This is a genomic window from Mucilaginibacter aquariorum, assembly GCF_024498135.1.
Classification (GTDB): domain Bacteria; phylum Bacteroidota; class Bacteroidia; order Sphingobacteriales; family Sphingobacteriaceae; genus Mucilaginibacter; species Mucilaginibacter aquariorum.
Genome location: NZ_JANHOH010000001.1, coordinates 228,259 through 250,022 on the forward strand (window position 1 = coordinate 228,259; position 21,764 = coordinate 250,022).

Consider the following 21,764-nt stretch of genomic DNA (forward strand, 5'->3'; position numbering starts at 1 on the left):
CAGAACAGCAAGTGCTGCCTTATTCCATCGTCATACAGAATCGGGTGGCTGTATTCGGCTTGCAGTATTTTATTACTGCTGCTAATAATATTTATCTTAAGAATAGTATCTTTAAGTATTGATTTACAGTGTTATATGTGAATTGAACGCTATTTCCATAACCTCTACTAAAACAATTCCTCAATGAAAACGATCCAGACAAAAAACATTGTATTTGTAACCGGCGCATTTGTGACCAATGCCTGCTGGGATGAATGGCGTACCTATTTTGAAAACAAGGGGTACACCACTGTAGCGCCTGCATGGCCTTTTAAGAACGGTACAGCAGAACAACTGCGAAACAGGCAACCCAATGATACAGATCTTGCTGCCTTAACTTTAGAAGAGGTAATAGATCATTATGCAAGTGTTGTAAGTTCATTTCCCGAAAAGCCTATAGTGATAGGCCATTCGTTAGGAGGGCTCATGACCCAGGTTATTGTAAACCGCGATTTGGTGGCCGCCGGTGTAGCTATACATTCAGTGCCAACACTTGGGGTGTTCCCTTATGAATTCTCGTTCCTGAAGGCTGGATGGAAGTCATTAGGGCTTTTTACTTCTCTCAAAAAAACATACCTAATGTCGTTTAAAGACTGGCAATACGCTTTTGTTAACACCATGCCGCTTGCCGAACAGAAAGAAGCCTACAAAAAGTTTACCATTCCCGAATCAAAAACCGTTGCAAGGGGAGGTTTAACAAGTGCTGCAAAAGTAGATTACAAAAAACCACATGCACCTTTATTGCTTACATCGGGTAGTACAGATAACATTATCCCCGCACATTTAAACAACCGTAACTATAAAAGATATGTACAAAATGGCTCGGTTTTAAATTATAAAGAGTTTGAAAACCGCAACCACTTTGTATTAGGACAACCCGGCTGGGAAAAAGATGCCGACTACGTGTTGGATTGGCTAAGCCGTAATTGAAAGTTTTTGTCCAAGTAACAGCTGTCTAAATAAAATAACTGCGATTTTAAGTAGTAAGAGCCCTTTTTTATAGCTAATGAAAAAAATATTTGAAGCTAAGTTTGTGCAAATGAATTTGTTAGGGTTGTGCTTGTAAATTCTTTAAAAAAAAGTTTGCACAGCTATACTAAAAAGCTACCTTTGCAATCCCAATCGGGATGTAGCGTAGCCCGGTATCGCGCCACATTTGGGATGTGGAGGCCGCAGGTTCGAATCCTGCCATCCCGACGAAAGCGATACCAAGTATCAAAACCCTTTAAACCGAAAGTTTAAAGGGTTTTCTTTTCTGATTGGAACAACCGGCGCAAAGCCAAATTAATAAATCGGGATGTAGCGTAGCCCGGTATCGCGCCACATTTGGGATGTGGAGGCCGCAGGTTCGAATCCTGCCATCCCGACTTTATAGGACAAATCAGAATGGCTTCTGATTTGTCCTATTTTATTTCATTCAATTTCTTGGTAATCAGGTAGATAGATTGAGCTACCTCATTCACCCTCCCGGTTCGAAGTTTATACCCGTCATAGGTTAAGTTATCAGGATATATTCATCAAAAAACATAAGGGCTCGTTTAGGATTCAAAGCGAACCCGGTAAAAGCAGCACATTTTATTTTCATTTACCTTAACGAAGTGCGATACGCTTTCTGCTTAAGCCTAATCTTTATTGATAAAACAGATGCCTGTGATGATGAGCCAGATCAGCCAAAGCGTGCTGCCGATAATGCCTGCCAGCGGCCATACTGGGAAATCAGGTACAACGGTATGAAATAGTTCAGCCTGTGCCAGCAGGTAAATGAAAGCGCTGATAAACCCCAGTGTATGAACCCATTTCGGAAATAACTGCAAACGCCTAAAAGAGATGCTGAGCATCACCGTCCAGCAACGGTAAATAATTGGCCAAGGTGCTCGCCCAGGAGTACACCGGCAAACTGGTGGATGGTTTGGAATGCGACAATTACCGCCGACCTGACAGCCGGATCGGTGCTATGTACAAAGGTATCGGCCAGCACCGGAACAACGAATGTCCAGCGCAACAGCCCTATCATTTGTACGACCAGGCCAATTATGCCGACGGTAGTGGCGGTGCGGATCATGGCGGCTTTCTTTTCCAGTAATTGCCCCATTAAAATATAAGCCGGGATCAGCGGGATGCCGGTTACGGCGAAGGCAAACCAGGTCCAGATTAGTTGCGGGCCGCCCTGGTGAAACCGGGTTAAGATCGTAGCCGTGTCCTGCCTTAAAATAATCGGATAATTAAATATGCCGGTTAGTATGGTGTAAGGTATGCATAAGGCTACCGCGCCTGTTATGAGCAAGTAGCCGATTTTTTTGGTGAGACTTGTTTCCATTCGCGTGCAGTGCTTGAATATTTATAATTTGAAAGAATAACTGATACCAGGCGTAGGACTAATTTTGAAAGACAGGTCTTTGGCAGTCACACCGATGGCCCCGATGCGCAGGTTCAGGCCCTTCCATACCATCCAGCGGTAACCCAGTTCCACACCCATGGCGTCTTTACCTTGATAGTCACGGTTCAGGCCGCGCATATAGGAGGCACCACTATAAAATGCCGACGGTAATTCGCCCTTCCCACTCGGGAAAAACCAAAAGGTATAACCCACTTTCACAAAATTGGTGTACTCGCTCTTTTTAAAAGCGGTCGTGTAATAACCTGCATGCGCCGAGGACTGGCCGATGCGATATTCGATACCGATCGACGGGTTGCGGAACCCGTTTACGCTCAATTCGTTGTTGGAGAATTTGCTTTGCGAGAAAGCTGCTGTGGCTGCTACTATCAGCAGGAAAGTAAAGGTTAACTGTTTTATATCGTTTTGTTTAACGATGCAAAGGTCAGTCAATAAAAAAGGGGAACATCGGACATATGTCCTAAAGTGATGTTAACTGATATTTCTTCGGATGCGGCTTAAATGCCGCGAAGTGATACCGAGCATGGATGACAAATGCTGCAAAGGAATCTGCTGTAATAAGTGCGGTTCCCTGGTCAGCAGCTTTTCGTAGCGTTGCTCCGCGGTGAGCACGATCAAGTCGTGGCGGCTTTCGTCAATACCGCAAATAGACTGCTCCAGCAGGGAGATGTAAAAATCTTTAAAGGCAGGAATGGTCTGCACTAGTTGTTTAAGGTTGGTTTTGCTGATCGCCAAAATACTGCCGGCCGTTATTGCCCGGATGTTCTCCAACGAGGGCTTTTCGCTGATAAAGCTCATGACGGAAGCGACCCAGGTGCCGGCAAGGGAAACATAGCTGGTCACCTCACCGCCGTCCCTGATGACATAATATTGGAACATACCGGTATCGACCAGGCCAATATACTTGCTGGTTTTGCCCTCCATGACAAACAGGTCGTTCTTGTCAAATGACTGTAAGACAAAGGCGCCGGCTAGGGCGTCCAGGTCCGCATCTTTAAAACCCATGCGCTGAAAATATGTCCTTACCTTTTCCACGATTTCTTAAAAATAGAGAAATTTTTGGTAATAGGATGACCTATGTTTTCTTTTGAAATAATACATAGGTTAGTAAGAGCACGCCAAACACAAAGCCGGACTTGATGCAGTCGCTGTAGCTCGCTATGGCCAACCCCGATATAAAAGCGAAGATCAGGTCAAAGGTGAACCCGGCAAAGGCCCATTCTTTTAGGCGTTTGAACCTGGGTTGCAATAAAGCCATCACGCCCATTAGTTTTGAAATGCCTAAGGCCAGGATGAAGTAAGGCGGGTAACCCATTTGCAGGGTCTTCTGATAGGTAACCGGGTTTTTGGTGATCTCCAAATAGCCGCTGATAAAAAAAAATACGGCCAGTAAGATCAATAATGTCAAATACAGCCTATTGTTCTTTTTGGGATTTTCCATAACGTATTAATTTTTTGTTTTTAATGTTTAAATACATGAAGATGCCGGCGGCGATCGGGCAGAAGATCTTCGCCTGGATTGTGCCTTCCGGTCCGAACTTTCCGCCGATGATGAATCCGGGACCGGTGAGCTGCGTCGTTAACCAACTGCTGGTCGAGTCGTTGCCCGAAGTGACGGCGCCCAAGACGCCGGACTGGACAAAATTCCACGCAAAGTGGATGGCGATGGGCAACCATAAAATGCAAGAATAAACATAAGCTGATCCCAACAACAGTCCTGCTTCGATAGCATGGACAGCCTGGTAAAGCGCCAGGGTCGGGGTCGACACAAGGGTGAGCAGGTAACCTATCCCTGCTACCGGCACGGTTTTGCGGTTTGGGCTCATTTCCCTGCGAATGGATTGGTCTTCCAGGCTTTGGAAACATGGATGCTGATCACAAAGCTGCGGTTATACATTTCCTGTCCGTAGGAAATATTGGTCAGACCATAATTATAGCGCAGGTCGAGCGTGACCCTTTTGGTTTTGGTATGAAGGGTATAGCCCCCACCCGCCTGTAGGCCGGCTTCGAGGCGCCTGAAGCCAGCAGCCCCAAATGACAGATCAGTAGTTTGGTCATTGATATTATTGGTGCCATAAAAGTTATAGGCAATAGATGGTCCGGCATTGATATGGAACGCACTGATGTGAAAACGCGCCAGTAAGGGCAGTTCAAAACTGTATAAACGGATGGTGGAAGCCCGACTGGTTAAGGGATTACCGTCTTTCAATTTTCCGCCTTTCATCGAGAAATAGAATTCAGACACCAGCGAAAATGCTGGCGTGATGCCTGCCTGGAAAGAGATGCCGATTTGGGCACCCAATACCGATTTTTTATAGTCGCTTAAAGCGCTGTTGCCTGCACCGTAATTGAGATTAGTGCTGACTAAATTGATCACAGGGTCTAAATAGGTTTTGGCTGTTTTAACCGTGTCATGGCTTTGGCCAAAGGCGCAAATGGACAGGAGGATCAGCAATGCTGAGGATAAGATTTTTTTCACTTTCTTTTGATTTGTTTTTTTCTAAACCAAAAGTATCTGAATGACTTAGGTTGCTAAATTCTGTTATGCCAAACAACCCCTAATGTCTGCCTATGGGTAGTTTTCATCTGCAAGACTATGCCCGGCTATTGATGAGTTGGAAGAAAGTTTCTTTATAGGTATCGGAAACCGGGATGAGCTGGTCGGCGATCTTGATCCGGCTGCGTTCGATGGATTCGATCTTGCTTACCGCGATCATAAATGACTTATGTACCCTGCAGACGAGGCTGGCCGGGATCAATCGTTCAAATTCGCTGAAATTCTGCAGGGTCATCACCTTTTTGGTGGTGGTATGGATCCGCCGGTAATCCCGCATGCCTTCTATATAAATGATCTCGCTGATCATAATCTTTTCCAACCGGTTCTCGGTTTTCACAAAGATGAAATCAGCGTGATTATCGGTTTTTTTTTGCGTTAAGTTTTCCTGCGCTTTATTCACCGCCTGCAGGAAGCGGTGGAAGGTAAAGGGCTTTAGTAAGTAATCGGTGATCTGTAATTCATAGCCCTTTAGTGCGTACTCCTGATAAGCGGTGGTGATGATCACCTGGCTGCTGATCTTCGAGCTTTCCAGTAACTCTATGCCGGTCAGTTCATCCATGTTGATATCCAGGAAGAGCAGGTCAACCTTGTTGTTGTTCAGGTAATTCAGCCCGGTGAGGGCGTTATCGAACGTCGCACTTAAATGCAAAAAAGGAACCTTTTCTACAAAGTCCTTTGTCTTTTCCAGCGCCAGAGGCTCATCTTCGATAATAATACAGCTCAGTTTATCCATTGGGAATCATTAGATCAATTGAATATAGTTCATTGGTTTTATCTACCCGTAAGCTGTGCTTGCCTTTATACAGCAAGTCCAGGCGCTTACGGATCAGTTCGTTGCCCAAACCGCTGTCAGGTTGCCGGGCTGAGGGTCGCGGATCGAATTTATTTGCACAGAGCAAGCGGACATTATCATCATTGACAAAAATGTCGATCGTGATAGCGTTCTCGATCTTCTTATTGTTAGTATGCTTAAAAGCATTTTCAATAAAGGGAATAAACACCATCGGGGCTATCAATTTATTACCCATTACGCCCGTGACCGAGAAGTTTACATAATTCTGGTTAGCGGTCCTGATCTTTTGCAGGGCGATATATTTCTCCAGGTATTCCACTTCCTTGTGGAGCAGGATCTGTTCGGTCTTGGTTTCGTACAAAATGAAGCGCATAATGCCTGACAATTGGTTCAGGTAATTGGAGGCTTTCACCGCGTCTTTCAAGATCAGCGCATCAATATTATTGATCGTATTAAACAATAAATGCGGATCCAGCTGGGATTTGACCAGCGCCATTTCCATTTCGTAGTTTTTTTCCTTTAACAGTTCTTTCAGCCTGATCTCGGACACCCAGGTAGTAAATCCTTTAATACTTAAAGCGATCACGCCAGCAATCAGGTTGATAAAAGAAGTAACCATGATCACCTTGACGGCGGTGCTGCGCCCGTTCTTACCGCCCTCGTCCATGTCTAATACCCGGCCGGTTTCAATCAGGTAGCGATGCAGGATATAAGATAACACGGCCGCGCCAACGGCGATTGCCAGTCCAAAGGCCAGCGCCAGCCAAAATTTACGTTGTTGCAGGTATTTGGGAAACAAAACTAAATAATATAAGATGTAAGTGATCGCGGATGGCAGGATGGCAAAAAGGAAAAGGTTCTTGAAAGCATTGGTCATCCGCGCGACGTGATCGCCCGCAGGCGGGCTGCTCTTGTTGTAAAGCGCGATCAGGATGCCGATCAAAATGAAATAACAGGCCCAGAAACCGATATTCAAAAGAATGGCAAAGTATTTTTTCATAATTACCTGTAAATGTCTTGCTTTAATCCCGTATTGCAACATTTAATATGCAAACCGCCCATATATGTCTGCCAAACTGGCGGTTTGCTCAGCAAGATCATTACGATTTGATGATCTGCCCGGTATGCGCACCAAACAGGCTTTTGCGAAAGGCGTGTTCGAGTTGCTGCATGGCGGTGGGAATCTCGCTGGGAAAGTAAGGGAAATATTGCGGTGAGTCTTCAATCACCGTCGGGCTGACCGCGTTGATGCGGATACCGTTTCCCAGTTCAATAGCCGCAGCGCGGACAAATCCTTCTACGGCGCCGTTGGCAGCCGAGGCACTCGCGATATTCTTTTGGGCTCATCGGTCAAAGCCTCGGTGATCAAGGTAAAGAAACCTTTCGGCTTAATGTAATACTGGCCGATAAGGACCAGGTTGATCTAGCCCATCATTTTGCCTTCCACCCCTTTGCGGAATTCGGCATTGCCCATTGTTGACCAGAGGCCGACATAAGTGGGCCTGCAGTAGAGATGAACGCGTTAAATGCGCCTGCCTGTTTGAACATGTTTTCAATGGCGGCTGTCGAGGTGATATCCGCAAATTTTATTGTTTAATGCCGACAAAGCGAACGATGGCGCTTTTGCCACGGTGATATTGTCCTTCCAGCAATGTGGTCTCTATTTCTTCCAGCAGTTGGATGGTATAATTGGGAAAGTCGGTCTGTAATTCTGCTGCTGAAAAAAGCATGGCCAATTCCGTGGGACCTCCGACTTCCGGATTGACTTGTCTGAGTTCCAGGTGCGCCTTGCTGAAGGCTTCGAAAATAATGACGCCGCCGGGCTTCAGATAGCGGTCAAGCTGGCGATGCAACCTGGATTTTTGATCTGCTGGAAAATGAGCATAGATCAAACCAATGGCATCGAAAGCATTTGCTTCAAATTGAAGCGTATTTAGATCACCAACGATATAATTTAAATCAACCTGCTGTGTTGCCGCTAGCACTAAAGCTTTATCGCGGCCTGCACTGCTCAGGTCGCAAGCTGTTACCTGCCAGCCCAAAGTGGCTGCAAAAACGCCGTTCCGGCCTTCGCCGTCGGCAGGCATTAAAATGGCGCAGGGACGTAGTCTTTGTAATTGTTCGGCGAAAAAAAGGTTCGGTTCGGTGCCATAGGCATACGCGGGATCGTTGTAACGCGCATCCCAGAATTGTTTGTCCATATTTAAAATTCTGCTATAATTAATTGTTTACTAATGGCCATCCCTGTCGCGGTGCCGGTAGCGACCGCATTAGCGAGCGGCGATCGGTTTGATTTTTGTGGTCATTGCATTAAATATTGATACCACAAAGTTACCGTCGATAGGAACCGGCGGATAGGACAATAGCGGGATTGAATGGGCTTTATTTGAAATTTTTGCGGAAGGCTTCGAGCGAAAAGCCAGCTTGCTTTTAAAGAAAGTTATCGTTGATATATTAAAGATGGTAATAGGAAAGACTTGGTTTGGATAAAATTTCCCAAAAGATCCCTCTACACAGTTTATATCTATAACGTGATCTTTAACAAATCGTTTAGCTTTTACAAGATTGTCGCAATTTACCCCAAAAATGTTTCTAACAGCCCTTATATCCCCGCAACAAATCATTTATTTTGGGGTTAATAAAATACCTGAAAAACTAAATTAAAAATGATGGTACCGATCAAACCACACCTATGGTTCGACAGCCAGGCAAAGGAAGCTGCCGAATTTTATACAGGCTTACTGCCAGAATCGACAGTAACTTATGTAAACCAATTGCATAATACGCCCTCAGGCGATTGTGATATCGTGGAGTTTACCTTAGCCGGGCAACCCTTTATGGCGATCAGTGCCGGGCCGCTGTTCAAGTTCAACCCGTCTATTTCCTTTATGGTTCATTTTGATACGGCAACCCATTTGGATGAGGTCTGGAACAAACTCGTAGTGGGCGGTAAGGTGATGATGGCACTGGATAGCTACCCGTTCAACGATCGTTATGGCTGGCTCGCTGATAAATATGGCGTTTCCTGGCAGCTCCTGCTTAAGAATTCGGGCGAGCAGAGACCGGTAGTTATGCCATCGTTGCTATTTACCGAAGCGATGGCCGGCAAAGCAGGTGAAGCTATCGATTTTTATTGCTCGATATTCAAGGATAGCAAGCGGGGTACCACTGCGCCGCGCCCGCAGGATATAGGGCCGGATAAAGCGGGTACTTTAATGTACGCTGATTTTTTCATTAATGGTACCTGGCTGGTGGCGATGGATAGCGCCCATCCGCATGATTTTGTTTTCAATGAAGCGGTATCGCTGTTGATTTCCTGTGAAACGCAGGAGGAGATCGACTATTATTTCTCCGCGCTTTCCGCTGATCCTAAGTCCGAGCAATGCGGCTGGCTAAAGGATAAATTTGGTATTTCCTGGCAGGTAACATCAACTTTAATGGCAGACGTGTTCCGGAAGGGCACCCGTGAACAGATCGACCGCGTGACGCAAGGCATTCATGCCGATGAAAAAGATCGACCTGGCAGTCCTGAAACGGGCTTATCAGGGGGAATAATCCTATTCATAAAATCACCATATGAATGCTTATTTCACCAATCAAAAAGCCACGCTAATTTAGGTATCGTTTATATGATCCCTCATTTTGTTTAGCTAGCCAATTTCTTCAAATCCTGCAAAAAATGGTTCAAAAATTGTGCTGTTAAGACGACAGAAATCAATACCAAATCAAACCCTGTAAATCAGAAGATTTACAGGGTTTGCACTTTATAACCCCTCCCTGAAATACCAATAAAGATCATTGTTTCTCTACCTGTTTGATACCAAACCGTACACCTTAAATCTAAAACTTAATTTTAGATTTAAGGTGTACGAAAGTGATATATTTAACTGATCGGGTTGCTGAATGCCTTGGTACTAAGGTATATAAACAAACGACCCGGCCTAAGACGGGTCGTTTGTTTATATACTGGTTCAATTACTTTTGTTATTCATAACGCAATAGCGTATTTAATGCCGCATTTTTATCCTTTTCTGAAGCTGCATTTTTGGGATACAACTTATCTTCCCAGGTTCCATACATCGCATTAGGAAGAACAATAAAATGATTGCCGAAGTTGTTAGCGCTTACACTGGCTTTTTCACTGCGTTGGTTGTAAGTTAAGCCATCAAATAGCTTACTGAAGTCACCCAGATTGTCACCGATGAACAGTACAACATCATAGTTTTTAGTGATCTGCAGTCGTCTGCTTTCCTTGCTTGAGTTTTGTCCGTTAAGTAACAACAAATGCGAAGAATCGGCATTTGGCAAATTGAATTTTTGCAGGTTTTTAATTGTAGGCGTTTGCTCAACCTGGAAACGATTGGTAATATAAAAGACAGTTACCCCGCGGCTTTGCGCATACTTTAAAAAATTGTATGCGCCGGGTACTGTATCGCAGCGGATCTCCGCTGTCCAGCTTATCCAGGTAGAATCGGAGTAAGTATTGCCTTTGCTCGCCTGCCTGACAAAATAGGGGCTATTGTCTAAAACCGTTTCGTCGATATCTGTGATAATAGCTTTGGGTTTTTGTCTTTTTTTTGCGATGAATTCGTCTAAACGTATCTTAGCCAAATTATAAGCCTGGTAAGTCAGGGCTCTATATTCTCCCGCACGTTGTTGCCATAACGCGCCCCATGCCGGCCCGGCGGGCAGCAGGGGAATGTTTTTTTCCTGTGGGGCAGTTTGACAAAATCCTGCTTTGGTACCTACTGCCAGTAAAAAAGTGATGAGATAGATATGATGTGCTTTCATTATTTTTTCGCCTCCATTATTAGCCATTTGTTGGTGATATTATCAGGGGCTTCCAATACAATTTTATAAAATGCTGATGGGTAGTTTTTTACGTCGAGCAAAGCGTGTTTTTGATTTACAGGTACCTCAGCAAGCATATGGTACTCGTCCTTACCGCCGGTTTTAAAATTGTTTGTGGTGGTAACCCATATTTTAACTTTGCCTTTATCGTCTAACGATTTCCAGCTTACATCAATATTCCCTTGTATGTAATTCGCATTTATGTCGGCAACAGAAACCGGGCCAATGAAAGGGGTTCCGTCCAGCTCTTGTCTTACCTCTATCGGGATATTGATATTCATAAACCGCGCTATTGAAGGCAAAATATCTACTATAGCGGGCTGGAAATATTTAGCGTAAGTATTTAAATGGGGGTAGTTGGTTACCAGCCATGTGTTGCGCTGCCTGTTTGACTGACCTCCGTGTCCGCTGCCGCTTTTTTCATCCCTGCCATGGTCGGTAGTTACAACCAATAGCCAGTCTTCTTTAAAGTTTTTTTTGCGGTAATTAATAGCATCATATATTTTACCCAGTTGCGCATCCAGCATTTTAACAGCTGCGTAAAATTCGGGGCTGTCGCCATGCATGTGGCCCATATCATCGGTATACTCCAGATATACCCATGAAAGATCGGGAGCATCTTTCTTAAGTGTAGCCGCAGCATCACTAACTACCTGCTCGTCTATCCTGTGCATATAGTCAGATTTTTTATCATGTTTGAATTTTACGGTATCTAATTCAAAACCATCAAAATACTGGTCTACCTTTAAATTACCGGCTGTAGGCAAATTATGCCCCAGCAGTTTGGTGCGATTATCCGTCCAGCTCGAAAAAATTGCTGTTTTTTTATTCGGATACTGTTCTTTTAAAAGCCTGAAAATATTTTGGTAGTGATAATTAGGATCTTTGATATCATTATCGGGCACGTTGTGCTTATTTACCCAGGTGCCGGTTAATAAACTGTTGTACCCGACAGCCGAAATGGTTGGGGTTTGGTTGTAGGTGCCTTTATCGCCGCCAACATGGATGCGGGTATAGCTGCCATCCTGAATGATGCGTTTAATATTTGGCAGATCAAGTTTTTCGATCACATCGGCCGGAATACCATCGGCAATAACAAATACTGTTTTTTTAGCTTGCTGGGCCATGCCTTGCAGGCCCGCAAACATTAAACCTGCTATAATAACTTTTTTAAACATGTTTTGATTTTAGTAAGATATAAATAAGCCTCTTTAAGTATGCTTTCCAGCTATGTGATGTGGCCGGAAAGCAAAGTTATTATTAGGGTTTAATTAACCACATAACCCCGTTAATATTATCTCCTTGCGGATACTGCCGGGTAATGGCCTCTGTATTGTGCTGCTGGTTTACACGTAACTCACTTTCGGGATACATCCAGCGTTTAGGAACCATTTTATTATTCAGCACCCCGTCGCCAGAGACATCAAAGTTAGGGAAGCCGGTTCGGCGGTGTTCATAAAAAGGCTGGTAACCACTATTCATAAACGAGGCTATATACTTTTGGGTGATGATGCTTTGCAGCGGGTTAACGGCCGGTAGTTGAACACTACTTTGTGCTACATAGGCATCAATAGCAGCCGGGGCAATATTATAAAATGACATGGAAGCGCGGATACCCTGTTGATAATAATCGGCAGCGCTTCCGCTGATCCATCCTCTAACGGCGCCTTCGGCCAGTATAAACTGCAATTCGGCGTAACCCATTGCAATACTTGGTTCATTAACCGGATTGTTATAAAAGCGGGGGTTGATCTTTGAAATTTCCCCATCCGTAGTTCGTCCGCTGTTCTCATTTACAGTGGCGCTGCCTTTTACACCGCCGTATGCGTTAAAGTCGGTAGGCGGTAATGCCGAAAATTTGGGGGCTTTATCTGCGAAGCTAAATAATCTGGGGTCTTTATATCCTTTTAGCAAGTTAACAAAGGTTTCTTCCATATAGTACGCGGTTTGCATATCATTATTATTAAAATATGGATACCTGTTACCAACCAGATCATAAAATTTAAGCTGGGCGTTGTCAGCATTCCCGGTCATAATGGGGTATTGTGCCGAATTGTTCACAATAGCTGCAAAACGATTTTTGATATCATACCTGGCATCATCCACTTTTAAAGAAAGGCTCAATAAAACCCGGAGCGATAACGAATTAATAGCGCGTTTCCACTGCTGCATATTGCCGTTGTATACAATATCGCCCAAAACAGGTTCGGTACTGGCAGTAATTAGGTCATTCGCGGCTTTCAGATCATTCAGGACGCTTAAATAAATGTCTTCCTGTTTATCATAAGCCGGGGCATATACACCATCCTCGCCTTTAAGCGCTTCACTGTAAGGGATGTCCCCAAACGTTTGCGTAAGCTGTAAAAAATACCAGGCCCTAAAAAATTTTGCTATCGGCATATATTGCGGTTTATCCTGAGCGGTTGCGGCCTGTTCCATTTTTAATACCTGGCGTAAATTGTCATAATCGCCAAAACCCGATCTTGTCCAGCCATAATACTGCTCGTCAGACGCCCCATCGGTATAAACCATTTGGCGGCACGTTAACGCCGCACCTATGCTGGTTGATTGAAAAGCCGACTGTTCAATAGTATTCAGCAACAGATCGGGCGTTGCCGAGGTTGATTTATTGGGGTCGGTTTGAAACTCGCTGAATTTTTTACATCCTGTTTGCCCTATAGCTATGCAAACAAGCAGTGTTAAGAATATCTTTTTCATATTAAATATCTAACTGATTAAAATTTAATGTTCGCGTTAAAGCCAATTGTGCGGGTCGAAGGTGTCTGCAGGTTATCTGAAGCAGGATCCGGGTCAACATTTGGCATTTTTGAAAATAGCAACAGGTTACGGCCAACTGCCGATAAATTTATACCCTTTACAAATGATTTGCCCAGCCATTTATTAGGTACCTGCCATGTTAAGGTAACCTCGCGCAGCTTTAAAAATGTTTGCGAAAAATAGTTGTAGTTATTATATGCACTATTGCTGGTATTGGTCATGTAATCGATATAGTTAACCGCCTTGGTGTTTGGCGCGAAAACGCGGGTGTCCTGGGTGATATTTCCATTGGCATCGTAAGTAGCTTCTCCGGAAACAACAACTACACCCTTGCCCACAAATGTTTCTTTACCTTCATTTGCTTCATCGCGATAATGGTTAACCGTTCCGGGGTTTGTGCCACCCCACCACATTTTTTGGTTAGTTGTAGAGTACATCATACCGCCAATACGGCCATCAACCAAAATTTTTAAAGCAAAATTCTTGTAGGTAAACGTATTTTCTAAACCGTATGTCCAGTTAGGGTCCTGATTACCAATAAACCTTTGAAAATTATCATCTAACGGGAAGCCGTTACTTTGATAAATAATATTACCCTGCGGATCCTTTTGATATACAGAAGTATATATTTTGTCTGCACGGTCGCCAACTTTTAAATAACCTAGCGTAGGGGCGTTTTGATAGATCTCTTTTAAATACCGGCGGTATTGGCTAAAGTTTGCTGCAACATCCCACCTGAAACTATTAGTTTTTATCGGCGAGCCTCCCAGTACAAGTTCCAATCCTTTACGTTGATAAACATTTCCATTTTCTAACTGGCTGCTGTAACCGCTACTGATAGATAATGGTATGGAAACAATGTTGTTATAGTCTCTGGTTTGATAATAAGTGGCCTCTAAACTAAGCCTGTTATTAAAAAACTTGGTATCGATACCCACCTCCCAGCTATCTGATGTTTGCGGCTGGATATTGGGGTTTAATATGGCATTGCCATAACTAAGTGCAGGGGTATTATTCCAGGTGGTACCTTTGTTGTACGAAGGCAGATAACTATAAGTGTAAGCATTATCATTTAAAGTAGCGCTTGACACCCTGGACCATGAGCCCCGTGTTTTAAGATAGCTAAACCATTGCGGTAAAGTAACAAACTGGGAGATGACTACGGATGCACTTACCGAAGGATAAAAAAAGCTATTATTTGCTACAGGGAGGGTAGATATAATGTCATTTCTACCCGTAGCAGTAAGGTATATGCCATTTAAAAACTCCAGGTCTAACACACCGTAAACGCTGCTGGTCCTTCTTTCTTCCAAAAAGTTATTCCCCTGTACAGGGTTGGCAGAATTGCTCAGGTTGTAAAAGCCCGGAACAGTTAAGCCGTCGGTATAGGTGCTCCCATACTTATTACTCCGGTAGTAATTTGAGCCGCCTACCTGGGCATGCAGCTTAATTTTGTCGGTAAAGGTGTGGTTATAATCAGCTATCAGGTCTGAGGCAATATCAAAATAGCTGGCGGTATTAACGGTAAAATTCCCCTTCGATATATTACTGTATCCTATATAGCTTTTGGGTTCTTTATACGTGCGGTTAAGGTCGTAAGAGTTGATACCATTACGAAATTGGATACTAAGCTCAGGGCTGATCTTGTAGTTCAGATCAAGCGAGCCAAAGGTATTGTTCTTATCATATGACCGCAGGTATTCATAAGCCTGAAAATAAGGATTGTTGTAGTAGGAGGTGTTATAATTGCGCTGTTGTAAGCCCACTTTTCCCGGTACCCAGTAATCGCGCTGGTCTTTAACACTAACGTCGGCACCTGTCCACAGGATCAGGTTGTAGAGGTAGTTGGTTGGGCCATAACCGGTTTCGGGAAAATTATCGGTGTATTGTTTGTTATAGCTTAAACGGGCATCCATCGTTAAAGCATCTGACAGTTTGTAGCTGCCCGATACGTTGAATGAGCTGTTATTCAGATCCGTGTTGGGTACTATGCCAAGCTGATAAATGTGCGAGGCTGAGGCACGGAATGAACCCTTCTCAGAACTTTGCGTTATGCTGATATTGTTGCTGGATATAACACCCGTTCTGAAAAAATCAGGCACGTTATTTTTACCCCTTGAAATAAACGGTAATGGCACCAGCTTGCCGGTTACAGGGTCAACAGGGCTATTAAACTGCGGGGTTTCATAATAGCCGCTTGGTGTTGATGGGTCGCGCTGGTCTAATTTAGGGCCCCAGATCCAGCCAGAGCCTTCCGGGCCTCCGCCCGAACCATCAACATATGTATATTTTCCTTTAAAACCATTGCCATACTCCGTTTGAACTTTGGGGATCCGGATAAAGCTGGGCTGAAATTCGGTAGAGGAATTAATTTCTACGCTTACATTCTTACCCTTACCTCTTTTAGTGGTGATCATGATCGCTCCGTTTTGGCCGATAGAACCATATAAGGCAGAAGCGCTTGCACCTTTTAATACGCTCATACTTTCCACGTCATCCGCATTGATCTTGTATAGATCGGCAGACTGATCAGGGATACCATCAATAACAATTAAGGGTTTTCTTCCGCGTAAAGAAATCCCCGGATCCTGGAACAGATCGGTGGAGTTTGTGATATTTAAGCCTGCAACCCTGCCCGTTAAAGAGTTGATTATATTGGGTTCGCGCGCTTTAACCAATGCCTCTCCTTTTACTTCCTGCACGGCGTAGCCCAGCTTGGCTTTTTCCTTTTTTACGCCCAATGCGGTCACTACAACTTCAGATAAGCCTTTGGAATCTTCTTCTAAAATTATGTTATACAAATTGCTTTCCGTTACGGGCACTTCTTTGGTCTTGAAACCCAAATAGGTTAAAACAAGTACGTCTCCATTATCGGCTTTAATAGAAAATCCGCCATCCTGGCCGGTAACGGTGCCTGTATTAGTGCCTTTTATTAATATAGAAACCCCGGGCAGATTTACTTTTTTATCATCAGTAACATATCCTTTTATGATCCGGGGAGCACTTACAAACAGGTTGGCAGGATCATTTGGCTTAGTTATTTTTTCACCAAAGGCAAAAGTGTTTAAAAGTGTCATAAAGCCTACCATCAGGCTCATACACCGTAAAAATGAGGGGGGTAAAAAATGGGTAAAATTCTTTCTTTTCATAAATTAGCTAATTGTTAATTAATGTAAATTGTATAAGAGAGGATATAAGCAAGCACCGCGTACCTGCTCATTTTTTAAACACGAACCTGGCCCGTGTTTAATGATTGATGTTTTTGCTATCGTCTTTTAGTTTAAGGATTATAAATTTTTATGTAATCTGTTAGTGATCCTGCTTTCAGCACCTAAAGCCATGCAGCTTATGATAAGGATGGTATAAGCCTTTATAAAATTCATAAGCACCCCCACGCGAATTTTTTCATATTCAAGTAAGATTTTGTAAACGCGATTCTCGTAAAGCTGTGCCTGTTAAATCGAGGCCTAAGGTCTGTTTATAATGTTATCTGCAAGTTAGCATAAAATTAATAAATTAATTGAATGGTCAATCAATCTATTATATTTCCGAATAACATTACTTTTGCTTAGTTTAACCGTTTCACATAATATTAACATGGGTAGAAAAAGCCTTAAGGAAGAAAGACAATTAGAAATTATAGAGACTTTTTATAAGGTTGCTAAAAAGGAAGGTTATGAAAATACCTCTATTGCCAAAATAGCAAAGGTGATGGACATTAACCCAAGCCTGATTAGTCACTATTTTGAAACAAAGGAAGATCTTACCTATGCGTTGATAGATCATATACTTGAGCGGTACCTGCTGATCTACACTATTAAAAACATGGGAGAGGTTACATTATCAGACCTGCAAAAAACCATTGAAAAGCTTTTCTCAAAAAAATGGAACCTGTTATTCGATGACGGGTTGTTTTACACCTTTTATGCACTTGCTTTCAGAGAGAAAAAAATAAAAACGAAATACAAAGCCATACTCGATTCTCTTCGCCTTGCACTTACAGCAATGATTGAGCAATGCAATGAAAAACAGCTGATAAACGTCTTATCGCCTAAAATGGCAGCTGATTTAATTTTCGTATTAGTAGATGGTGCTTATTTTTACCTATCGCTGGAGAATGATAAAAAGGCGTATATAGAAAGGCTTGACTATTATAAGAACAGAGCCTATCAAATTTTAGGAATGGAGCACTTAATCCTTACGGACGAGGCTTTGAGTTAACAAGCGGCGGCCCAAAGCATAAACCCCTATAAACATCCATAATAAATTGGCTACCGCATTTGGCATATCATCACTATCAACAGCTGTGGCTACTAAGCATAGGCCGCCCAGAATATTTAATAACTGAAAAATGCGCGATTCGGCCGTTATTACGTTCATACTTAGCAATAAATAGCCCACTGTGCACAAAATCACACCCAACCAGCCAATACTTGCCAATATCATTTGCTTCATGATGATAGTTTTACTTTTTTTCTATTAACAACATTAATAAAAAATGGGCATATAGTGGCCATGTTTCGTACTTTGAAATTTTCAAAATTAGTAAATAAAACCATTGTGGCCATGGAGAGATTGGATCACCAGCACAATTCAATTCACAAGGTTGGACATTCTCTGCCAACATAGAAAATATCCCGCGCCACGGCATTCTTGTCGTTTTTTCCTATCTTCCCTTCGGCTTTAACACCCATAGTAACCTAACCATGATACAATCACAAACCAACGATCTTTCCGGACAGTATAAACAAATTCCTCCTTTCGCAGAATGGCCAAATTTAACCTACAGTGCCTGCCTGCTACCCGACGCTTTCGTGATCGATTTCCGATTCGATACCGCTCCGTATTTCACTGAAGCCGGAACCGAAGGACCTCCCATAGACACCGAAAGGGCCGTTACGGACCTTTACCGGTATTCTGATGCCGAAGATGCCCTTTCCCACGCCCGTTATCTGCTTTTGGCAGTACCGGATGTTGCGGCCTGGGACTCGGCCCACCACATCCTGTCTTTTGTCAGAGCCGTACTGGATGCTTTCAATGCCATGCTCAACGACGGCAGTCGCCCTGAGCCTGTGATAAAATCGATCAGCCTGCCTTCCGCAGCGCTGTCAAGCAAGCTCAAAGGGCTAAGGCCGCTCGCATTGTATCTTTGGGATAGACCCTGGCGCCCGGACCCTTTCGGGTCAATGCCGACCAGGGGAAATTCTGGCCTTGAGTTCCCTTTCGGTGTCATTCCGAATGCAGAATTCGAAGCATGGGTGACGACGTTCGAAAACAAAACACCCTATGTGAAGATAGGGTGCTCGGTGAATAACGGACGGAAAACACTATGGCTGGTGCCCTTTCGGACGGTCGAAGGCGGGTGCTCGCTCTCAAGCTCTGCGTTTTTCGGGCTGCGGCCCTTATCGGCTGCCTTGCAGTCGAGGCCGGATGTTCCGGTGCGGCAATACATGAGTGGTCATTCGCTCTGGTCGCATGACACGGTCATCGGGAAGCGGTCGGTGAAGGATGTAGACCTCAACGCTCTGGCTGGAAGCTTCGTCGAAGCGCTCGACCGTCATCCGTCCGATGCTGTCACCGCTGCGCGCCAGGCCGTTGCCAGCCAGCGTGCACGTCAGGAGCTCGCGACACTTTTCACCGACACCGGACATGAAGACCTGCTCGCACAGGCCCAATGGTGGCTGCAGGAGTGGCTTGAGGAAAAGTCCGGCCGCGCCAATACGCTGGTGGCCGTGCTCGTTGCGGAACTTAGCGGCGTCGAAGCCCCGGTGGGCGTGGGGCTGCTTGCGGAAGCAATTCCAGTTGATACCAGACAAATGCTTGCTATGTCGCAGATCTTTCTCAATTTTCGGGAAAACAAGACCTGGTTCATCTCTGCCTGCTCGACTGACACAGCCGACCATGCCAAACATAAGGCGCTGCCGCTCGAGTGCGGGCTCCGGGTCATCGGGGCAGCCAATCCGTTTTACGGCGAAGGCGATATCCGCCTCTATTATCCCGTTACATTGCCGACGGCCAACGGGCCGCTGCTGAAAGCTAGTGTTCCCATCCTGCTTCAAACCCTGCCCATGCCGGCCGTCATCCTGCAACAACAGGCGCTGGCTTCGGAAGGCGCCGCCGCTGATGCAACAGCAAAGCTCCTTGAGTCACGACTGTGGGATTACCGTATCGCCTACGACCGCCAATCAGCCGTTCAGGACACCCTGATCGTGCGGCTCGATACCGGCAATACAGGTGCATCTGTAATGAATGCTACGTCGAGGCCCGACCTGTTCGACGCTCTGATCGAATTCTCAGAGGCCTATGCGCAGCTGCGTACCGACCTGGAACAAGAAGACGTGGTGCCACAAGCCCGCGAATCATTTGAATGGTTGGCGCTAAACGTGAGCAATGCCTGGATGTATCGCACCCAAATGATGAGGATGAAACAGCAGGTGTCGTATCGCATCGCGGAAGCCGAAGGAGAAGATGGTACATTGCGCGTCGCTATCACCGGCGCCGAAGGGTCGGGCGTGCCGCAGCTGTTACCGCGTTATGAAGGCTACGCTGCTGAAAGGACGGGCGAATACTGGAGGTTCCGTTCCGACGCGACACAGCGCTACCTGCCCTTTGCCGACCGCAACTGGTACTTGCGTAGCCTTGTTTTCGAAAAGCTGGATGTACTTGGGGTCGAAAGCGCCCGCGCCGAGCTGGCGCTCGAACGCAATCTGATGCCGGTTGACGGAAAGACACCAAACCCCGACTTCGCCCTTCGCACCGGGTTTGTGGGTCCGGGCGCTGCTGCTGCGCCTTTCCTGGCCGCACCGGATCCGATCGACATATCGGATTTCGGCCAAACGCTGACCGAACGCATCGAGGTTTTTTTCACCCGACTGTTGGGCGATACGACCGGTCGCTGGCTGCGGTTGACCGTCTCGTACAGTTATGAAGCTATTGCCGGGGCCGGAATACCGGTGACCGTGCCGGTGTTGCTATTACCGAAAGAGGCATATGCCACAGGGCTTGCCGCCAGGGTCGCCACCGCTATCGACGAATGGAAGCAGCGCCACATGCCGAACGAGCCCCAAAGCGGCGCGGTCTTCGAACTAGATCTGACTGTTTTCGGGATGTTGGAACAGCGGGGTGTTTTGAGGGTCAGAGGCTCGATGCATGACCTACCTACAACGCAATATGTATAAGCCTAACATATATCCAGAGGCCAAATTGTTATGGAAGGAGAAACCCTTTATATCTATGATTGTTAACAGGCGATATGGGCTTGCGGTTCGGAGCTGACCGCTGTTCCTTTTTTTTGCATATGAGGTAATAATTTATGAGCAATACGCCATCTATACGTCCTTCTTCCGATTTTCCGCAGGAAAGTGCCATTCAATATGATGAGTTTTTTGGCCCGTTATACTTTGAGCCGTATGCAATAGAAGTTGTAAAAAGGATTGACTGCGCCCCCGATTCTATTGTACTGGAAATCGCTGCCGGAACAGGCCGCGTTACCCGCCATATCCGGGAACGTATTCCACCATCGGCAAAATTAATCGCTTCGGATATCAGCGGGAATATGCTGGCTTTAGCCAAAAAAAAGTTAAGCCATCTTGATATTGACTGGCAAAATATAGATGCCCAACAACTTCCTTTTGACGACAATAGTATGGACATGGTTATTTGTTGCTTCGCATATATGTTTGTTCCTGATAAGCCGAAGGCATTTGCAGAAGTATGCCGGGTACTAAAACCGGGCGGCTTGTTTTTATTTACCACCTGGGATAAATTGGAGAATAATGCCGCATCCTATACCTGTAGATGTATTGCCGAGCAATACCTGGAAGAGCCATTGCCTGAATCTTCTAATCTTGCGACCTCGATGCATGATGAAGCTGTCATAACATCATTATTACAGGATGCCGGTTTTGTGGAAATATCAATTGAAAAAGTTGGACTCTTCTCTGTCAGCCCAACTGCAAAAGAAGCAGCAAATGGTCTTGTAGAGTGGGGGCCTGTTTATGAAGAGATCAAAAAGCGTAACGCTGCCTTCATAAACGAAATAAAAATCAGGGTTGAAAAAGAACTGGCTGAAAAGTTCGGCGCTGCCCCCATGATCGCTCCGATAAGTGCTGTAATCAGTCAGGCCCGTAAATAATCAATCAGTAAAGGTCCGTAACGGCAAGGTCTTCGCTCTGTCTCTGACGTTTTTTGTACCGCGAATAAGCCAAATAATAAGATGGTGAAATAATAGCCTTTTTCATTTAACTCCATACTTGCATTCCATAAGCCGAATTGCCGTTGTCATTTGCTTTCATTCTTTGAACAACTGATATTTGAAACATTATAGCATAGTGCAAAGGATTAAATGTCAA

Annotated in this window: 20 protein-coding genes, 2 tRNA genes and 2 pseudogenes; 8 read left to right on the plus strand and 16 right to left on the minus strand. The window is 44.8% G+C overall.

The window, feature by feature from the left end; genetic code table 11:
- Positions 1-183: 183 nt before the first annotated feature.
- The 3 genes from NPE20_RS00875 (at position 184) to NPE20_RS00885 (ending at position 1,406) form a co-directional block, all read left to right on the plus strand.
- Positions 184-969, plus strand: coding sequence for an alpha/beta hydrolase (locus NPE20_RS00875; RefSeq protein ID WP_256536702.1), 786 nt, complete (start codon positions 184-186; stop codon positions 967-969).
- 193 nt (positions 970-1,162) lie between these two features.
- Positions 1,163-1,236: transfer RNA gene (locus tag NPE20_RS00880), tRNA-Pro, on the plus strand.
- A gap of 96 nt (positions 1,237-1,332) precedes the next feature.
- Positions 1,333-1,406, plus strand: a tRNA-Pro gene (locus NPE20_RS00885).
- A 255-nt stretch (positions 1,407-1,661) separates the two neighbouring features.
- Here the strand turns inward: NPE20_RS00885 and NPE20_RS00895 are convergent.
- From NPE20_RS00895 to NPE20_RS00930, 8 genes and pseudogenes are all read right to left on the minus strand, one after another.
- Positions 1,662-2,356: pseudogene (locus NPE20_RS00895) on the minus strand (DUF4386 domain-containing protein).
- 21 nt (positions 2,357-2,377) lie between these two features.
- Positions 2,378-2,866 carry a hypothetical protein gene (locus NPE20_RS00900; protein WP_256536705.1) on the minus strand — a complete coding sequence of 163 codons (489 nt, stop codon included), beginning with the start codon at positions 2,864-2,866 and terminating at the stop codon, positions 2,378-2,380.
- Positions 2,867-2,905: 39 nt separating this feature from the next.
- Entirely contained in the window at positions 2,906-3,439 is a 534-nt protein-coding gene (locus tag NPE20_RS00905; RefSeq protein ID WP_256536706.1) for a Crp/Fnr family transcriptional regulator, read from the minus strand.
- Positions 3,440-3,509: 70 nt separating this feature from the next.
- Entirely contained in the window at positions 3,510-3,875 is a 366-nt protein-coding gene (locus NPE20_RS00910) for a DoxX family protein (RefSeq protein ID WP_256536707.1), read from the minus strand.
- Positions 3,850-4,260 (minus strand): hypothetical protein, encoded by a 411-nt coding sequence (locus NPE20_RS00915; protein WP_256536708.1) that lies wholly within the window; start codon positions 4,258-4,260, stop codon positions 3,850-3,852. Before NPE20_RS00915 ends, NPE20_RS00910 begins: the two co-directional genes overlap by 26 nt.
- Positions 4,257-4,913, minus strand: coding sequence for a porin family protein (locus NPE20_RS00920; RefSeq protein ID WP_256536709.1), 657 nt, complete (start codon positions 4,911-4,913; stop codon positions 4,257-4,259). Before NPE20_RS00920 ends, NPE20_RS00915 begins: the two co-directional genes overlap by 4 nt.
- Before the next feature lie 115 nt (positions 4,914-5,028).
- Positions 5,029-5,724 (minus strand): LytR/AlgR family response regulator transcription factor, encoded by a 696-nt coding sequence (locus tag NPE20_RS00925; protein WP_256536710.1) that lies wholly within the window; start codon positions 5,722-5,724, stop codon positions 5,029-5,031.
- Entirely contained in the window at positions 5,717-6,784 is a 1,068-nt protein-coding gene (locus tag NPE20_RS00930) for a sensor histidine kinase (protein ID WP_256536711.1), read from the minus strand. Before NPE20_RS00930 ends, NPE20_RS00925 begins: the two co-directional genes overlap by 8 nt.
- Before the next feature lie 64 nt (positions 6,785-6,848).
- On the opposite strand from NPE20_RS00930, the gene NPE20_RS00935 reads away from it, so the two are divergent.
- On the plus strand, positions 6,849-7,001 hold the full coding sequence (locus tag NPE20_RS00935; RefSeq protein ID WP_256536712.1) for a hypothetical protein: 153 nt from the start codon (positions 6,849-6,851) through the stop codon (positions 6,999-7,001).
- 15 nt (positions 7,002-7,016) lie between these two features.
- On the opposite strand, the pseudogene NPE20_RS26910 reads toward NPE20_RS00935, so the two are convergent.
- Together NPE20_RS26910 and NPE20_RS00940 are read right to left on the minus strand one after the other, a co-directional pair.
- Positions 7,017-7,115: pseudogene (locus NPE20_RS26910) on the minus strand (short chain dehydrogenase); the annotation flags it as partial.
- 255 nt (positions 7,116-7,370) lie between these two features.
- Complete coding sequence (locus tag NPE20_RS00940) at positions 7,371-7,985, minus strand: class I SAM-dependent methyltransferase (RefSeq protein ID WP_256536713.1); 615 nt, start codon at positions 7,983-7,985, stop codon at positions 7,371-7,373.
- Positions 7,986-8,450: 465 nt separating this feature from the next.
- Between NPE20_RS00940 and NPE20_RS00945 the strand changes: the two genes are divergently transcribed.
- Entirely contained in the window at positions 8,451-9,434 is a 984-nt protein-coding gene (locus NPE20_RS00945) for a VOC family protein (RefSeq protein ID WP_256536714.1), read from the plus strand.
- 334 nt (positions 9,435-9,768) lie between these two features.
- Here the strand turns inward: NPE20_RS00945 and NPE20_RS00950 are convergent, their stop codons facing one another.
- From NPE20_RS00950 to NPE20_RS00965, 4 genes are all read right to left on the minus strand, one after another.
- On the minus strand, positions 9,769-10,602 hold the full coding sequence (locus NPE20_RS00950; RefSeq protein WP_256536715.1) for a 5'-nucleotidase, lipoprotein e(P4) family: 834 nt from the start codon (positions 10,600-10,602) through the stop codon (positions 9,769-9,771).
- Entirely contained in the window at positions 10,575-11,813 is a 1,239-nt protein-coding gene (locus tag NPE20_RS00955; RefSeq protein ID WP_256536716.1) for an alkaline phosphatase family protein, read from the minus strand. Before NPE20_RS00955 ends, NPE20_RS00950 begins: the two co-directional genes overlap by 28 nt.
- Before the next feature lie 82 nt (positions 11,814-11,895).
- Entirely contained in the window at positions 11,896-13,353 is a 1,458-nt protein-coding gene (locus tag NPE20_RS00960; protein WP_256536717.1) for a SusD/RagB family nutrient-binding outer membrane lipoprotein, read from the minus strand.
- A 17-nt stretch (positions 13,354-13,370) separates the two neighbouring features.
- Positions 13,371-16,562 carry a SusC/RagA family TonB-linked outer membrane protein gene (locus NPE20_RS00965; RefSeq protein WP_256536718.1) on the minus strand — a complete coding sequence of 1,064 codons (3,192 nt, stop codon included), beginning with the start codon at positions 16,560-16,562 and terminating at the stop codon, positions 13,371-13,373.
- 448 nt (positions 16,563-17,010) lie between these two features.
- Between NPE20_RS00965 and NPE20_RS00970 the strand changes: the two genes are divergently transcribed.
- Complete coding sequence (locus tag NPE20_RS00970; RefSeq protein ID WP_256536719.1) at positions 17,011-17,634, plus strand: TetR family transcriptional regulator; 624 nt, start codon at positions 17,011-17,013, stop codon at positions 17,632-17,634.
- Here NPE20_RS00970 and NPE20_RS00975 read toward each other — a convergent pair.
- A complete protein-coding gene (locus NPE20_RS00975) occupies positions 17,605-17,868 on the minus strand; it encodes a CBU_0592 family membrane protein (protein ID WP_256536720.1) in 264 nt (87 codons plus the stop codon). The two genes, NPE20_RS00970 and NPE20_RS00975, sit on opposite strands and share 30 nt — an antisense overlap.
- Before the next feature lie 251 nt (positions 17,869-18,119).
- Between NPE20_RS00975 and NPE20_RS00980 the strand changes: the two genes are divergently transcribed.
- Both NPE20_RS00980 and NPE20_RS00985 read left to right on the plus strand, forming a co-directional pair.
- Entirely contained in the window at positions 18,120-20,591 is a 2,472-nt protein-coding gene (locus NPE20_RS00980; RefSeq protein WP_256536721.1) for a hypothetical protein, read from the plus strand.
- A gap of 134 nt (positions 20,592-20,725) precedes the next feature.
- Entirely contained in the window at positions 20,726-21,547 is an 822-nt protein-coding gene (locus NPE20_RS00985; RefSeq protein ID WP_256536722.1) for a class I SAM-dependent methyltransferase, read from the plus strand.
- Here the strand turns inward: NPE20_RS00985 and NPE20_RS00990 are convergent.
- Positions 21,532-21,663, minus strand: coding sequence for a hypothetical protein (locus NPE20_RS00990; protein WP_256536723.1), 132 nt, complete (start codon positions 21,661-21,663; stop codon positions 21,532-21,534). The genes NPE20_RS00985 and NPE20_RS00990 overlap by 16 nt on opposite strands.
- Between the last annotated feature and the right edge of the window lie 101 nt (positions 21,664-21,764).

Excerpts from the sequence above, each read along its gene's own strand:
- NPE20_RS00925 (WP_256536710.1), bottom strand. The coding sequence starts at position 5,724 with ATGGATAAACTGAGCTGTATTATTATCGAAGATGAGCCTCTGGCGCTG.
- NPE20_RS00935 (WP_256536712.1), top strand. The coding sequence starts at position 6,849 with ATGTCTGCCAAACTGGCGGTTTGCTCAGCAAGATCATTACGATTTGAT.
- NPE20_RS00940 (WP_256536713.1), bottom strand. The coding sequence starts at position 7,985 with ATGGACAAACAATTCTGGGATGCGCGTTACAACGATCCCGCGTATGCC.
- NPE20_RS00915 (WP_256536708.1), bottom strand. The coding sequence starts at position 4,260 with ATGAGCCCAAACCGCAAAACCGTGCCGGTAGCAGGGATAGGTTACCTG.
- NPE20_RS00945 (WP_256536714.1), top strand. The coding sequence starts at position 8,451 with ATGATGGTACCGATCAAACCACACCTATGGTTCGACAGCCAGGCAAAG.
- NPE20_RS00990 (WP_256536723.1), bottom strand. The coding sequence starts at position 21,663 with ATGGAGTTAAATGAAAAAGGCTATTATTTCACCATCTTATTATTTGGC.
- NPE20_RS00950 (WP_256536715.1), bottom strand. The coding sequence starts at position 10,602 with ATGGCTAATAATGGAGGCGAAAAAATAATGAAAGCACATCATATCTAT.
- NPE20_RS00975 (WP_256536720.1), bottom strand. The coding sequence starts at position 17,868 with ATGAAGCAAATGATATTGGCAAGTATTGGCTGGTTGGGTGTGATTTTG.
- NPE20_RS00875 (WP_256536702.1), top strand. The coding sequence starts at position 184 with ATGAAAACGATCCAGACAAAAAACATTGTATTTGTAACCGGCGCATTT.
- NPE20_RS00910 (WP_256536707.1), bottom strand. The coding sequence starts at position 3,875 with ATGGAAAATCCCAAAAAGAACAATAGGCTGTATTTGACATTATTGATC.
- NPE20_RS00985 (WP_256536722.1), top strand. The coding sequence starts at position 20,726 with ATGAGCAATACGCCATCTATACGTCCTTCTTCCGATTTTCCGCAGGAA.
- NPE20_RS00930 (WP_256536711.1), bottom strand. The coding sequence starts at position 6,784 with ATGAAAAAATACTTTGCCATTCTTTTGAATATCGGTTTCTGGGCCTGT.
- NPE20_RS00905 (WP_256536706.1), bottom strand. The coding sequence starts at position 3,439 with ATGGGTTTTAAAGATGCGGACCTGGACGCCCTAGCCGGCGCCTTTGTC.
- NPE20_RS00960 (WP_256536717.1), bottom strand. The coding sequence starts at position 13,353 with ATGAAAAAGATATTCTTAACACTGCTTGTTTGCATAGCTATAGGGCAA.
- NPE20_RS00970 (WP_256536719.1), top strand. The coding sequence starts at position 17,011 with ATGGGTAGAAAAAGCCTTAAGGAAGAAAGACAATTAGAAATTATAGAG.
- NPE20_RS00965 (WP_256536718.1), bottom strand. The coding sequence starts at position 16,562 with ATGAAAAGAAAGAATTTTACCCATTTTTTACCCCCCTCATTTTTACGG.
- NPE20_RS00955 (WP_256536716.1), bottom strand. The coding sequence starts at position 11,813 with ATGTTTAAAAAAGTTATTATAGCAGGTTTAATGTTTGCGGGCCTGCAA.
- NPE20_RS00980 (WP_256536721.1), top strand. The coding sequence starts at position 18,120 with ATGATACAATCACAAACCAACGATCTTTCCGGACAGTATAAACAAATT.